Origin of the sequence: Streptomyces sp. NPDC059452 (genome assembly GCF_042750035.1) — a bacterium.
Taxonomy (GTDB): Bacteria; Actinomycetota; Actinomycetes; order Streptomycetales; family Streptomycetaceae; genus Streptomyces.
On the sequence record NZ_JBHYVE010000026.1, the window covers coordinates 114,589 to 128,755 of the forward strand.

General features: G+C 76.0%; 12 protein-coding genes. 11 read left to right on the forward strand and 1 reads right to left on the reverse strand.

Going from position 1 to position 14,167, the window contains the following annotated elements; genetic code table 11:
- Window positions 1-49 precede the first annotated feature (49 nt).
- Window positions 50-1,315 (reverse strand): hypothetical protein, encoded by a 1,266-nt coding sequence (locus tag ACFW9Z_RS28670; RefSeq protein WP_384645497.1) that lies wholly within the window; start codon window positions 1,313-1,315, stop codon window positions 50-52.
- A gap of 173 nt (window positions 1,316-1,488) precedes the next feature.
- On the opposite strand from ACFW9Z_RS28670, the gene ACFW9Z_RS28675 reads away from it, so the two are divergent.
- From ACFW9Z_RS28675 to ACFW9Z_RS28725, 11 genes are all read left to right on the forward strand, one after another.
- A complete protein-coding gene (locus ACFW9Z_RS28675; protein WP_384645481.1) occupies window positions 1,489-2,472 on the forward strand; it encodes an ABC transporter substrate-binding protein in 984 nt (327 codons plus the stop codon).
- Window positions 2,473-2,741: 269 nt separating this feature from the next.
- Window positions 2,742-3,821: a FecCD family ABC transporter permease gene (locus tag ACFW9Z_RS28680; RefSeq protein ID WP_384645499.1), complete on the forward strand. Its 1,080-nt coding sequence runs from the start codon at window positions 2,742-2,744 to the stop codon at window positions 3,819-3,821.
- Window positions 3,818-4,879 carry a FecCD family ABC transporter permease gene (locus tag ACFW9Z_RS28685; RefSeq protein ID WP_384645482.1) on the forward strand — a complete coding sequence of 354 codons (1,062 nt, stop codon included), beginning with the start codon at window positions 3,818-3,820 and terminating at the stop codon, window positions 4,877-4,879. Before ACFW9Z_RS28680 ends, ACFW9Z_RS28685 begins: the two co-directional genes overlap by 4 nt.
- A gap of 62 nt (window positions 4,880-4,941) precedes the next feature.
- On the forward strand, window positions 4,942-5,805 hold the full coding sequence (locus ACFW9Z_RS28690; RefSeq protein WP_384645483.1) for an ABC transporter ATP-binding protein: 864 nt from the start codon (window positions 4,942-4,944) through the stop codon (window positions 5,803-5,805).
- 68 nt (window positions 5,806-5,873) lie between these two features.
- The gene (gene amiA, locus ACFW9Z_RS28695; protein WP_384645484.1) at window positions 5,874-6,008 is read left to right on the forward strand and encodes a streptamidine family RiPP; all 135 of its coding nucleotides are present in this window, start codon (window positions 5,874-5,876) and stop codon (window positions 6,006-6,008) included.
- A 176-nt stretch (window positions 6,009-6,184) separates the two neighbouring features.
- Window positions 6,185-7,096 carry a hypothetical protein gene (locus tag ACFW9Z_RS28700; protein WP_384645485.1) on the forward strand — a complete coding sequence of 304 codons (912 nt, stop codon included), beginning with the start codon at window positions 6,185-6,187 and terminating at the stop codon, window positions 7,094-7,096.
- Between the two features lie 26 nt (window positions 7,097-7,122).
- Window positions 7,123-8,673, forward strand: a complete 1,551-nt coding sequence (locus tag ACFW9Z_RS28705) for a CocE/NonD family hydrolase (RefSeq protein ID WP_384645500.1) — start codon at window positions 7,123-7,125, stop codon at window positions 8,671-8,673.
- Window positions 8,670-10,037: a YcaO-like family protein gene (locus ACFW9Z_RS28710; RefSeq protein ID WP_384645486.1), complete on the forward strand. Its 1,368-nt coding sequence runs from the start codon at window positions 8,670-8,672 to the stop codon at window positions 10,035-10,037. The genes ACFW9Z_RS28705 and ACFW9Z_RS28710 overlap by 4 nt, the downstream gene beginning before the upstream one ends.
- A gap of 14 nt (window positions 10,038-10,051) precedes the next feature.
- The gene (locus tag ACFW9Z_RS28715; protein WP_384645487.1) at window positions 10,052-11,476 is read left to right on the forward strand and encodes a nitroreductase; all 1,425 of its coding nucleotides are present in this window, start codon (window positions 10,052-10,054) and stop codon (window positions 11,474-11,476) included.
- Complete coding sequence (locus ACFW9Z_RS28720) at window positions 11,473-13,212, forward strand: ABC transporter ATP-binding protein/permease (RefSeq protein ID WP_384645488.1); 1,740 nt, start codon at window positions 11,473-11,475, stop codon at window positions 13,210-13,212. Before ACFW9Z_RS28715 ends, ACFW9Z_RS28720 begins: the two co-directional genes overlap by 4 nt.
- Window positions 13,209-14,167: ABC transporter transmembrane domain-containing protein (locus ACFW9Z_RS28725; RefSeq protein WP_384645489.1), on the forward strand; the 959-nt coding region annotated here is incomplete at its 3' end. The genes ACFW9Z_RS28720 and ACFW9Z_RS28725, both read left to right, overlap by 4 nt.

Here is a 14,167-nt window from a genome sequence, read left to right on the forward strand (position 1 = left end):
ACCGCGCCCCCCCCCCGCCGCCCCCGCGCGGGCGGGGGCGGCCGCCACGTCACCGCCCCACCGGGTCCGCGTGCGCCCCGTCGCCGGGGGTGAGGAGTGCCAGATGGCCGCCGTCGTCGAGCGGGGTGGGGAGGGTGAGGGTGGTGACCGGCTCCGCCCGGTCGGTGTCGAAGAGGTGGACCTCGCCGTGGCCGCCCCGGCTGACCGCGACCAGGCCCGCGCCGGGGGAGGCGGCGACCGCGCGCCGCTGGACGCCGTCCCAGGGGGTGCCGCCGCGCCGGGGCGCGCCCGCCATCGCGGGCAGCGGGAGGCGGGCGGCGATGTGCGGCCGGGTCCCGGGGGCGGTGGGCGCGGTGAGCAGGATCAGCTCGTCGCCGTCCGGGTGGACGCGGGTGTACGCGATGTGGCGGGCGGTCACCGCGAGCCGGAACACCAGTCCGGGGCCGAGCTCCAGCCTCCCCGTGGTGCCGGTGTCGAGCCCGTGCCACCAGGCGTCGTTGGTCCACTCCGGCCACTGCCCCGGCGCGGGCGGCCCGCCGCGTACGCAGGACCAGAGGGTGCGTCGTACGGTGTCGAGCCGCAGGTAGTAGCCCCGGCCTCCCGTACGCCCGTCGGCGGCCCAGGGGAGGGGTGGCTCCGGCGCGACCTTCTCCCCCTCGTGCCGGGCGCGGTGCACGCCCGAGCCCGCCGCGGCGAACACCCGCCCGGTGGCCGGGTCGTAGGCGTCCCCGTGCCCGTCGGCGTCGGGCAGTCCGATGCGCTGGACCGGCTCCACGGGCGGGCAGGAAGGGGGTGCGGCCATCAGGTCGCGGTGCCGGTGGACCAGGAGTTCGCCGGGCTCCCGGTGGCGCAGCACCACGAGCGGCGACGGTCCGCCGGTGAGCGTGACGCCCGGCTCGCCGATGCGCCCCCGTACGCGTACGGCGACGGCCCCGTCCGGTGCGTCGAGGTCGATGGCCGTCAGGAGCCCGGTCCAGGCCGCCTCGTTGCGCCCGAGGCCGGTGGTCACGGCGAGGCGGCGCCCGTCCGGTGCGGCTGCCAGGTGTTCGGCGGGGGCGGCGACCGGTATGCGCCGCCGGACCAGGGGTCGGCCCGCGTCGGGGCCGTAGGGATCGAGGACCAGCAGCTCGCCCGCCCGGTCGTCCACGCAGGCGACCAGATCGTCCGGCAGGGCGAGGAACCCGGCGTGCTCGGCGAGGTGCCGGTGGTCGAGCGCCGCCCGCTCCTTGCCGTCCGGGAGGTCCAACAGGCTGATGCGTCCCGCGACTTGGTCGGCTACCAGCAGTCGGGGTGGCGGGTGGGGAGTGTGGGGCACAGCGTTCTCCTGGGGCTGGTCGGTGGGGCCGGTCGATGCCGTGGGCACCCCGGCCACTTTATTGGAAATGATAATCATGTGTAAGGTTCCGGTCTGTGGTGGGGATGGCTCCCGGGGCCCCGCCGTCACACCTGCCTCCTCCCCGGGACCGCACAGAAGTTGAGGGACAGCCGATGCCACGCACCGCACTGAGAGTCCGCCGCTGGGCCGCGATCGCCGTACTGGGAGGGCTGCTGGCCGGCTGCGGCACGGGCGACCCCTCCGACACCGGATCCGGGGCGGTCGAACCGGCGGCCGGCCCCCGTACGAGCACCGAGGTGCGGCCCATCGAGGCCGCGACCCGGATCACCGACGCCAAGGGCGTCACGGTCTCCCTGAAGAAGCCCCCGCAGAAGATCGTCTGCCTGGTCGCCCTCTGCGACGACATCCTCGTCGAGCTGGGCATGGCCCCCACCGCCACCAACTCCGCGGTGCTCGCGCATCCCGAGTTCCTGGGCAAGGAGAAGGCGGCGAAGGTCCCCGTCGTGCCCGGCGGCTTCCTCAGCCCCGAGGTCGAGGCGATCCTCTCCCACCGGCCCGACCTGGTGATCGGCCTGGGGGACACCCACGGCAAGCTCGCCCCCGCGCTGAAGGGCGCCACCACCTTCTGGCCCGTACAGCCCGGCTCCTGGCAGGACAGCGTCGGCTACCTGCGCGACCTCGCCGCGCTCACCGGCCGTACGGAACAGGGGGAGAAGGTGGAAAAGACGTTCCGCGCCCGGCTGGCCGAGGCCGAGAAGGCCAGGAGCGAGAAGACGTCACTCATCATCTTCGGCAGCGACGAGAACTTCGGCGTGGCCACCCCGGAGACCGATGTGGCGGCCGGGCTCTTCCCGAAGATCTCCCACTACCCCTGGAAGAGCAGGGGGATCGACGGCTCGTACAGCCTGGAGGAGATCCTCGCCCGGGACGTCGACGTCCTGTTCGTGGAGACGCTCTCCTTCGGCGCGCCGGACGGCAAGCTCTCCGACAAGCTCGCCAAGAACCCGCTCTGGTCGCGGATCCCGGCGGTGAAGAACGGCAAGGTCATCGAGGTCGACTCCGAGGTCTGGGCCAAGGGGCGCGGCACCCGGTCCCTGGGCCTCGTCCTCGACGAGGCCACGGCCGCACTGCGGTGACCGGCCGCACGGTGAATGGCGGCGGGGGCGACGGCCGTGCGGTGGACGGCGGTGCTGTGGATGGCGCTGCGGTCGGCGATCGTACGGTGGATGGCGACGCGGTGACCAGCCGTAAGGTCAACCGCCTTACGGTCAACCGCCTTACGGTCGACGGCCGTACGGTGGAGGGCGGCCGGGTCGGCGGTCGTGCCGTGGCCGGCGACGGGGTTGACGGCCGTACGGCGAAGGGCGGCGCGCCCAACGCCCGTACCGCGCCCGGGCGGTTGCCCGTGGCGCCGGCCTGTCTGGTGGTGGCCGGGGTGGTCAGCGCGGTGTGCGCCCTCAGCCTCGGTACGCCGTACGTTCCGCCCGGCAGGCTCCTCGCCACCCTCGGGGCCGACGACCTCGCGGGGATCGTCGTCACCGAACTGCGGCTGCCCCGCATGGTGTTGGCGCTGATCGCCGGTGCCTGTCTGGGCGCCGCGGGCCTGGTCCTCCAGGAGGCGCTGCGCAATCCGCTCGCCGTTCCGGAGATGCTCGGCGTCTCCTCCGGGGCCGCGCTCGGGGTGGCGGCACCGCTGGTGCTCGCCCTCTCCGTACCGCTCGGGCTCCAGCCCTTCCTGGCCCTGGCCGGGGCCGCGTTCGGCGGGCTCCTCACCCTGATCGCCGCCGGGTTCGGGCGCAGCCCGTCGTCCGTGCTGCTGACCGGGGCGGCCGTCGCCGCCGCGCTCCAGGCGGGGCTGCTGGTGCTCATGGTGATGGCCGACCAGCTCGACCTCCAGCTCATCTACCGCTATCTGCTGGGCAGTCTGTCCGCCCGCACCTGGGACGACGTCACCGGACTGCTGCCCTGGCTGGCCGTCGCCGTCCCCGCGCTCGTGCTCTGTGTGCCGGTGCTCGGTGTGCTGCGGCTCGGCGACGACGACGCCCGCGCGCTCGGCGTACGCGTGGAGCGCGCGCGGGTCGCCGCGTTGGGCATCGCCGTCGTGCTGATCGCCCCCGTCGTGGCGGTTTGCGGCCCGGTGGCCTGGGTCGGCTTCCTCGCGCCCCACCTCGCCCGACGGCTGAAGCCGGACGGCGGTGCGGCGGGCTGGCTCGTCCGGTCCGCGCTGTGCGGGGCGGTCGTGGTGCTCTGCGCGGACCAGCCCGCACGGCTGGCGCTCGCGCCGGTCGAGACACCCGTCGGCGCGTGGACGGCTCTGGTCGGGGTGCCGGTCGGTGTGGTGCTGCTGAAGCGGGGGCGGCGGCCCGCGGCGGGCCGGGGGCCGGTCCGGGGCGCCCTGCCGGTCCCGGGTGGCCCGGACGGCGGGTGCGCCGGGGGGCGTCCGGCGGACGAGTCCGTACCCCTCCTGCGGAAGGCGGAGAGATGAGTGTCCTGGAAACCGCGCCCGCCCCGGCCCGGCGGGCCTGGCACAGCTCACCGGCCGTCCGGCTGGGGGCCCTGGGGGTGCTCGTGTGTGCCGTCGCCTGCGCGGACCTGTTCGCGGGGCGGGGTGTCACGGGCGCTGATGTACGGGCCGTCCTCCTCGGCGGGAGCGGCGATCCGATGGCCGAACACGTCGTCCTCCAACTCCGGCTGCCCCGGCTGCTGGTGGCGCTGGTCGCCGGGGCGAGCCTGGGCGTCGCCGGGCTCGTCCTCCAGTCGGCCCTGCGCAATCCGCTGGCCGGACCCGAGGTCACCGGGGTCACCCCCGGTGCGGTGCTCGGCGCGGTCGCCGCCACCGGACTCGGGCTGGCGGGCTGGGACTCCCCGACGGCGGTCGTCGTGGCCGCCTGCCTCGGCGGGTTCGCGGGCGCGGGGTTGCTGTGGCTGCTCGCGGGGCGGGAGAAGAGTGACCCCGAGCAGACCGCCGTCTACGGAGTGCTGGTCTCGGCGGTCCTCGCGGGGCTCACCGCCGTGGTCCTCCTGGTGGCCCCGGGCGAACTCGGCAGCGTCGTGCAGTGGTTGATCGGCTCCACCGAGGGGCGGGTCTGGCAGCATTGGCACCTGTTGTGGCCGTGGGCGGCGGTGTGGGGGGCCGCCGCCTGGCTGCTGGCCGCGCCGCTGACCCTGCTGCGCTGCGGTGACGAACAGGCCTCGGCCGCCGGTCTGGACGCGGGGCGGGGCCGGGCCGCCGCACTCGTGTGCGCGGTGGCCCTGACGGCCGGTGCGGTATCGGCCGTTGGGGCGCTCGGATTTGTCGGCCTGCTGGTGCCGCATCTGGCCCTGGCCGCCTTCGGGGCCGACCTGCGCCTCGCCCTCCCCGGTGCCGCGCTGTTCGGCGCGGCGGTGGTCTGCGGGGCGGACGCGGCGGCCCAACTGCTTTCCCGACTCCTGGTGGTGGTGCTCGACGCCGACCGGCTGACCCTGCCGGTCGGAGCGCTCACCACCTTCGTCGGGGCGGGGCTGCTGCTGGTCGTGGCGCGGCGAAGGGCGGACGAACGATGACAGGGAGAGGGCCGGACATGGCCGCACGTACGAGAGATGTCACGACGGACGGGAAGAGGGGCATGGCGGATCCACCGGACGGGAGGGGCCACGCGGTGGAAGCACCCGCCGCGGTCCGGGCGGAACGGCTCTGCTTCGGCTATCCGGGGCGCGAGGTGCTGCGTGGCATCGACCTGAGCATCGGAGCGGGCGAACTCGTCGCCCTCATCGGTCTGAACGGCTGCGGCAAGAGCACCTTCCTCAAGCTCGCCGCCGGACTCCTCACACCGAGCGGGGGCCGGGTGCTGCTCGACGGGGACGACGCGGCGCGCCTGCCCCGACGCGCCGCCGCCCGCCGCGTCGCACTCCTCCACCAGTCGGCGCCCGCCGTACCGGCCCTGACCGTACGGCAGTTGGTGCGGCAGGGCCGGTACGCCACCCGGGGGCCGCTCGGGATGCTGCGGGACGGCGACGACGAGGTGGTGGCCCGGGCGCTCGCGGACGTCGGCGTCACCGGCTGGGCGGACCGGCCGGTGGACGCGCTGTCGGGCGGTGAGCGGCAGCGGGTCCGGCTGGCCATGGCGCTGGCCCAGGACGCGCCCGTCCTGTTCCTGGACGAGCCGACGACCTATCTCGATCTGCGGCACCAACTGGAGGTGCTCCAGACGGTCGTACGGCTGCGCGCCGAGCGGCGGCTGACGGTCGTGATGGTGCTGCACGACCTCAATCACGCGGCGCGGTTCGCCGACCGGATCGTGGCCCTGCGCGAGGGGCGGATCGCCGCCGACGGCCCTCCCGGCGAGGTGGTCACGGAACGGCTGCTGGCCGAAGTCCTGGGCGTGCGCGGGCGGGTGGGGGCCGACTCCGTGGGCGGCTGGCCCGTCTGTTACCCAGATCACCCTCTCGACCCGCCCCAGCTATTGCGGAATGAAAATCATATTCATTAGTGTCTGTGGTGCGGCACAGAACGGCGTCGCAACCATCACCCGATCCATCGCTATGGAGGTTTCAACTCATGGAGCAGCACAAGGTGTTCAGCCCGATCGCCGACCAGGGCCAGCTCGCCCACCTCTCCGCCACCCACTCCAACGCCCTCGTCGAGAACCCCTTCGACGACGCCGTCGAGGCCGACACCGCGGACGAGAAGTAGGCGGAACCTGCCGCTGAGGCAGGCTCTCCCGCTCCTCGCGTGTGGCGGGCCCGTCCGGGCGAACCCCCGGACGGGCCCGTCCCGTTCGCACCACCCGTCCTCTCCCGTTCGCCCCGCACGTCCTCTCTCGTTCGCACCACACGTCCTCTTCCGTACCGAGCCCCTCGGAGGTCTCCGTGAACCGCAGCCGACTCGCTCCCGGCGCCGGGTTCGTCACCGTCCCCGGTGGCCGGCCCGTACTCCGCACCTCCGCAGGGGAGTTCCTGCGGATCGACACCGGGCGCGCCGATCCCGTGGAGCTGGTGAACCGGCTGACGGCGGGGGAGGGGGAGCAGGCGCACTCCGCCGAACTCGACGGTCTGGTCGCGGCGTTCGAGGAGGCCGGGCACGCGGTGACCGCACCCCGCCGCCCACCGCTCACCGGGCGGACCATCCACCTCCTGGGTGATCCCGCACTCACCGAACCCCTCTCCCGGTTCGCCCGGGCGGAAGGGGCCGAGGTCCACCCCGCCGCCACCGCCGATGATGTGACCGCACTCGCGGGGCGACGGAACACCGCCGTGGTCTGGTGCCTCGACTCGCCCGTACCCGAAGGGCTCTGGGACGCCGCCGACCAGCTGCCCGCCCGGCACACCGCCTGGCTGCGCTGTCACCGTGAAGGTGCCCACATCTGGATCGAACCCCTCGCCGCGGCCCCGGGCGATGTCACCTCCGCCCATGTACGGCTGCGCAGACTCGCGGCGACCGCCGCCCACCGCGAACTCGCCGCCTACTGGGCCGGTCACCGCACCCCCGACACCGGACCGCACCCCACCGAGGCGTCCGCCGCCCTCGTCGCCGCGCTGCTCACCGCCGACCTGATCGCCTGGGCGGACGGCGAGCCGCCCCGGGGTGCCGTCCTCCCGGCCCGCCGCCGACTGCGCCGGGTCGACCTGCGCGACCTCACCGTCACCGAGCACCCCGTCCTCCCCGTACCGGAGGTCGCCCCGCTGCCCGCCCCCACCACGCGGGCGACGGCGAACGCGCGCACTCCGCTCACGGAGACGCCGAAGGCGCGCACTCCGCTCACCGCGAAGGCGAACGCGTGAAGACCCCCCACCACGCGGACCGCTCCGTGAACGCCACGGCGAACACCACGACCGTGTACGTCCCCGCCCCCGACGGCACCCCGCTCGCCACCGACCTCTGCCTGCCGGACACCCCCGGCCCCCACCCCGCCGTGGTCATCCGGACCCCCTACGACCGCACCGCCCACCGCGCCGAGCTGCACGGCTGGGCGGCCCACGGATTCGCCGCCCTGGCCCAGGACGTACGCGGCCGGTACGGATCGCCGGGGGCGTGGCACCCCTACCGGGACCACGAGGAGGGCGACGGCGCCGCGACCGTGGCGTGGGTGCGCGGGCAGGCGTGGAGCGGCGGCGGCCAGGTCGTCGCGGCCGGGGCCTCCTACGCCGCCCACTGCGCCCTCGTCACCGCGCTCGGCGCCCCCGGCGACGGACGGCCGGACGCCGTCATCGCCGCCGTCCCCGCCCTCGGCCTCGCCGAGACCGCCCGCGAACCCGCGGGCCCCGAACGGCTCCGGGCCCGGGCCGGATGGTGGGCCGCCCACGGCGACCGCCCGGACTCCGCGCCGGACGCGCTGGACCGCGCCCTCGACGACGACCCCGGGCTGCTGGAACACCTCCCGGTCATCCGGCTGGCCGACCGGCTGGGCCGCGCGCTGCCCTCCTGGCCCGGCCTCTGGGACGACTGCCGGCGCGGCCGGATCGTCCTGCGGGGCTCCGCCGCCCGCCTTCCGCTCCTCGCCGTCGGCGGCACCCGCGACCCCTTCGCCGAGGACACCGTGGCGCTGTGGCGCGGCTGGGGCGGCCCCGCCCGCCTCCTGCTCGGACCGTGGGGCCATCGCCTCACCGCCGACCGGCCCCTGATCGCGTCCGATCGCATCAACCTCGGTGCGCTGTACGTACGGTGGGCCCGCGCCGCCCTCGCCGGACAACTGGAGCCCGAGCGGCGCGGGGCCATCTCCCTCGGCGGCAGCGGCCGTTGGCATCGGATCGCCGACCGGCCCGCCGACACGTCCGAGGAAACGCCGACGCGGACCGCCACTTGGGCCTTCGGCGCCCCCACCGGCCTACGGCTGCTGCACGGCAGGGAGTTCACCACCGACCCGGCCCGCCCGGTGCGCTCCGACGACCTGACCGTCCCGGCCGGCGGAGCCCCCGCCGACCGCTGCCTCCTCCTCTCCCCGCCGCTGCCCCGCCCGCTCGACCTGGCCGGGCCCGCCACGGCCCGTATCCACGCCGCCGCCGACACCCCCGGCGCCGACTGGGCCGTACGCGTCACCGCGCTCGACCCGGCCGGACGTGCGGAACCGCTCGCGTTCGGCATCGTCCGGCGCACCGACCCGCCCGGACAGGCCGTGGAGGTCACCGTGCCCCTGGGCACCCTGGGCCGCCGCCTGCCCGCCGGGACCAGGCTGCGCACGGAGATCGCCGGACACCACTTCCCCGCCCACGCCCGCAACCCGCACACCGGGGAGAACCCGGTGACCGCCACCCGCCTCGCCCCGTCCCGCCGGGCCGTCACGGCCCGGGGGAGCGCCCTGCACCTGACCGTCGTCGCCCGGCGTCGTTACGTCGAGCCCGGACCGGAGATATGCCGTTGACCAGCACCTTGCCCATCGAAGCCCTGGTCGACCCCGTCTGCGGGCTGATCCGTGGCGTCGCCCCCGTCGAGCACCCCGCCGGAGCGCCGCCCCGCTACACCGCGATGACCGCCGAGGTCGCCGACGCCCGCCGCCTCGGCGCCTGGCCCGCCGACCGGGTCTCGCTCGGCACCACCTTCGGCGACCCGGAAGGCGCCCGGATCGCCGCCGTCGCCGAGGCCGTGGAACGCTACTGCGGCAACCGCGTCCCGCCACCGGGCCACCCCGGCGCGCCCCGACGCGCCACGGCCGCCGAGCTGATGGCGGAGGGCCTGCGGCTGTACGGGCCCGGGGCGGTGCCCTCGTACGCCTCCTGGCAGCACGAGCGCCCCCGCTTCCCGTACGCCCAACTCACCGCCGACACCCCGGTCCTGTGGACACCGGGCACCGAGAACGGGCAACCCTGCTGGGCGCCCGTGGCCCTCACCCACCTCAACTGGCGTCAGGGCGAACTGCGTTCACTCCCGCGCACCCACCACCTCAACTACGCGGGCATAGCCACCGGTCAGGGCTTCGACGACGCCGTCGAGCGAGGGCTGCTCGAAGTCGTGGAGCGGGACGCGCTGGAGCTGTGGTGGCACCTGGACGGCCCGACCCGGGGCATCGAACCCGCGAGCGTCCCGGGCCTCACCGAAGACCTCGCGGGCGCCGAACTCGCGGTCCACATAGTGGAGATGCCCTCCGAGTTCGCCCCCTGCATGGCCGCCCTGGTCCACGACCCCCGGCGCGGGATCCACGCCGCCGGGTTCGCCTGCCGGTACGACCCGGCGGAGGCGGCCCGCAAGGCGGTCCTGGAGGCCGTGCACACCTGGGTGTTCACCCAGGGCGCGGTGGACGCCGACGGATGGGTCCACCGTTCCGTCGAGGCCGGTCTCTTCGCACGGGGTCTGTACCTGGACCACCGGGCCGACCGGCGCTATCTCGACGACTGCGGACCGGAGTTCGCCGCTGTACGGGACCTCGGCGCCCATGTACAGGTCTGGCTCGACGACCGGATGGCCCCACTGGCCCGGCGCTTCACCGAACCGGCTGCCGGTGTCGTCCCCGTCACCGAGATCCCGCCCGGCAGCCGCTCCGCCCTGGACGCGGCGCTCGCCGCCGGGAACCACCGCGTGATCACGGTGGACCTGACCACCGAGGACATCGCCGAAACCACCCTGCGCGTCGCCCGCGTCCTGGTCTCCGGCCTCATCCCCAACGCCCCTGCCGCCTTCGGTTACTTCGGCTGTCCGCGCTTCGCCGAAGCCGCGCTCGACCGGGGCTGGCGCACCCGACCCCCCACCGGACCGGCGGACTTCACCCTCGCACCGCCGCCGCACATGTGAAGGAGCGCGCCCGTATGCCCCAGGCCCCTCCGGTCGCCTCCGACTTCCTGGCCCGCGCTCTCGCCGATGCCAGGTCACCCCGCGTGCCGCACTCCGCCCCGTTCGTACCGGAGCGTCCCTTCCCCTGGGGCGGCCCGGCGCTGTCCCTCGACGGGGGCGGGGCCGTGAAGGCGGTGGAGCTGGAACGTGCCCTTCGGCTGTCGCTCGCCGTACCCGCCGGGACGGCCGGACGGCTGCGGCCCGTCGCTTCGGCGGGTGCCCTCCACCCCGTACGGGCGCACCTGCTCCTCGGCCCCGGCTGCCCGTTGCCGCCCGGGCGGTACGCCTACGACCCGTACGCCCACCGGGCCCACGGCCGGGGTCCGGCGCCCGCCGACGCGCCCCCGGGTGCGATGGTCGTCCTCACGGTGACCGTCACCCGTACCGTCGCCCAGTACGGACACCGGGCCTGGCCGCTCCTCCTGCTGGACGCGGGCCATGCCGCGGCCGCCCTCGCGCTCGCCGCCGCCCCGGGTGATGTGCGGGTCTCCCTCGACGCGGACGGCGCCGAGCTCGCGGCAGCGGCGGGGCTGCCCCGCGCGGCCGAGTGGCGGGGCAGGTGGCCCGGAACCGAACCCGAACTCCCTCTAGCCGCAGCCTGGTTGCTGCCTGAAGGGGAACCCGCTGCCCACTCTCGTCCGCTGGCTGCCTGGGCCGCTCAACGGCCCGCCGCCGCCCCGGGTCCGCGACCGGACGCCGGGACCGCCCGGCCGCGCGAACCCGCTTCCGTACGAAACCTGCGTGAACTCGCCTCCGTACGGCATCTGTTGGACCACCTGGCGGCGGCGCCCGGCCGGGCCGGCACCTGGCACCCGGCGCGCCGTCCCGCCCCCGTGACGGACGACGACCTCCGTACGCGGAGGAGCGCGGCCCCCTCCGACCTGGCACACCCGCTCGCCCCGGACCTGCTCGCCCGGGTCCTGGCCACCGCCGGGGGAGCCCGGCCGGACGGCCCGAAGTGGGTTGCGGCCGTCGGCGGCGAAGCCCCGGGCCTCCTCACCGTGCCTCCGGGCACCGCCCCCCTCGACGTCCTCGCCTCCGGTGACGCGCGCCCCACCCTCGCCCGCTGGGCGGCGGGCCAGCGGTGGATCGCCGCAGCGGGCGCGGTGCTGGTCGCCCACGGCTGCCCCGCCGACGCCCCACCGGCCCTGATCCGCGGCAGCCACCTCGCCGCCGGTTACGCCGCCGGTACCGCCCAGGCGCACGCCACCGCGCTCGGGCTCCGCTCACGCCCCATCGGCTCCTGGCAGCAGGCCGATCTGGGCGCCGCCCTCGGAGAGGCCCCCGGACACGACTGGATCGTGCACGGCCTGGCCCTCGCCGGAACCCCCGAACGCCCGCACGAGGACACGCCACTCCCCGCCCCACCGCCCCCACCGGGCAAGGAAGAACGCCCATGATGCTCCACCCCGAACTCCTGCGCGCCGCCCGTACCGCCCGCCGCCCCCTCGGCCTGGCCACCGCGCTGCTCGCCCTGGTCACCCTCACCCACCTCGCCCAGGCCGTGCTGCTCGCCGTCGTCCTCTCCCGGATCGCCCACGGCGACACGTCCGACCTCGCGCCGCTCCTCCTCTCGGTGCTCGCCGTCGTCCTCGTCCGCGCCGCCCTCGTCCGGGCCCAGCGGCTGGCCGTCGTCACGGCGGGGGCCGCCGTCCGCATCCGGCTCCGCGACACGCTGCTGAGCCGCCTCGGCGAACTCGGGCCGCCCGCCACCACCGGGGCGCGGGCCGGAGCCGTACGCGCCACGCTCGTGGACGGCGTCGAGGGAGTGGACGCGTACATCTCCCGCTACCTCCCCCAGGCGCTCATCACCTGCGCCGCCCCGCCCCTGCTGCTCCTCGCCGTCGCACTCATCGAGCCGTACGCCGCCCTCGCCCTGGGCCTCGCCCTGCTGCTCGCGCTCTTCGGGCCGCGCTGGTGGGACCGGCTGCTCGCCCGGCGCGGCAAGGAGCACTGGGACTCCTACGAAGCCCTTGCCGCCGACTACCTGGAAGCCCTCCAGGGCATGGCCACCCTGCGCGCCGCCGGGGCCGTGGGCCGCGTACGGGACCGGCTGGAGAAGCGTTCGGCCGCGCTCCACCGGGCGACCGTGGCCAAACTCCGGGTCTCCCTCGTCGACACCGGCCTCACCGACCTCGCCGTCCAGGGCGGCACCGCGGCCGCCGTCCTGGTGGCGTGCTCCTCGGCGGCCACCGGACGCACCGCCACCACCGGGACGTACCTCCTGCTCCTGCTCGCCTCCGAGTGCTTCCGCCCCGTGCGCGACCTCTCCCGCGAATGGCACGCGGGCTACCTGGGGGTCTCGGCCGCCGACGGCATCGCCGCCCTGCGCACCGCCGAACCCGCCGTCGCCGACCGGGGGAGGGCGCTCGCCCGCTGGGACACCGCCCCCGAAGTCCGTTTCGAGGGCGTGCACTTCACCCACCCCGAGGCGGAACGCCCCGCCCTGGACGGTGTCACCTTCACCGCACCCGCCGGGCGTACCACCGCGATCGTCGGCCCCTCCGGCGCCGGGAAGTCGACCCTGCTCAGCCTGCTGCTGCGCGGACGCGACCCCGACAGCGGCCGCGTCACGGTCGCTGGGACCGACACCGCCGCGTACACGCTCGCCTCGCTGCGCCGGGGGATCGCCGTCGTCTCGCAGGAGACGTACCTCTTCCACGCCACCATCGCCGAGAACCTGCGCATCGCCCGCCCCGCCGCCACCGACGCCCAGCTGCGCGCCGCCGCCCGGGCAGCGGGCATCGACCAGGAGATCACCGCGTTCCCGCAGGGGTACGCCACCCTCGTCGGCGAACGCGGCGCCACGCTCTCCGGCGGCCAGCGCCAACGGCTCGCCCTCGCCCGCGCCCTCCTCGCCGACGCGCCCGTCCTGATCCTGGACGAGGCCACCAGCGCGGTGGACGAGCGCGGCGAGGCACGGATCGTACGGGAGCTGACGGCGGCGAGCCGGGGGCGTACCTGCCTCGTCGTCGCCCACCGGCTCGACGCCGTACGCCACGCCGACCACATCGTCGTCCTCGACGCCGGCCGGGTCGAGGCGTCCGGCGACCACAGCGGCCTCCTCGCGGGCGGCGGCGTCTACGCCTCGCTCGTCGCGGCGGGCCGCACCGCCCAGGAGGAACACGCCGCATGACACCGCCCGCCGCCGCGGAGAAGGCCCCCGCGACCGCACCGGAGACCGACGCCGCCCACGACACCGGCGCCCTCCGCTCCCTCCTCCCCGTCCTCGCCGCCCACCGCCCCACCGTGCTGCGCACCTGTCTGGCCGCCCTCGTCGACCAGGCGGCCCTGGTCGCCCTGGTCACGCTCGCCGCGCACACCGTGGGCACGGCGGTGACCGAGCAGCGGCCCCCGGCCCCCGGGACCGTCGCCGTCCTCATCGGGCTCGTCCTGCTCAGGGCGCTCGCCACCTGGCGGGAGATGGACCTCTCGCACGACCTCGCCTACCGGGTCCTGGCCGTACTCCGGGTCCGGGTCTTCGACGGGCTCGCCCGCTCCGCCCCCGCCCGGATCGCGGGGCGCCGCAGCGGTGACCTCGCTTCGACCGCGCTCGGCGATGTGGAGGCGCTGGAGTTCTTCTACGCCCACGCCATCGCGCAGCTCCTCGCCTCGGGTCTCGTCTTCACCGTGGCCGCCACCGTCCTGGGCGTCCTCGGACCGTGGCTGCTCCTCGCCGTCGTGCCCGCCGCCCTGCTGCTCCTGTGGTCGCCCCTGCTGGAAGCACGGGGCCGGGCCGTGCGCGGGGCGCGGACCCGGGCCGCCCTCGCCGAACTCTCCGCGGAGAGCGTCGAGACCGTGGACGGCCTCCGCGAGCTGCTGGCGGCGGGTGCCCTGGACCGTACGCGGGCCCGGCTGCGGTCCGGCGGGCGGCGGCTGGCCCGTGCCCAGCGTGCCGAGCAGTCCTGGGAGACGGGTGCGGGCGCGGCCCGTGACCTGCTTGTCGTCGCCGCCGTCATCGGGGTGGTCGCGGCGGCCGCCCACGCGGCGGGCGGCGGGCGGCTCGACGGGGCCTGGGCCCCGGCGGCGATGGCCCTGGCCCTCGGCGCCCTGGCCCCGGTGGCCGAATCGGCGGCCGCGCTGGGCCGGGC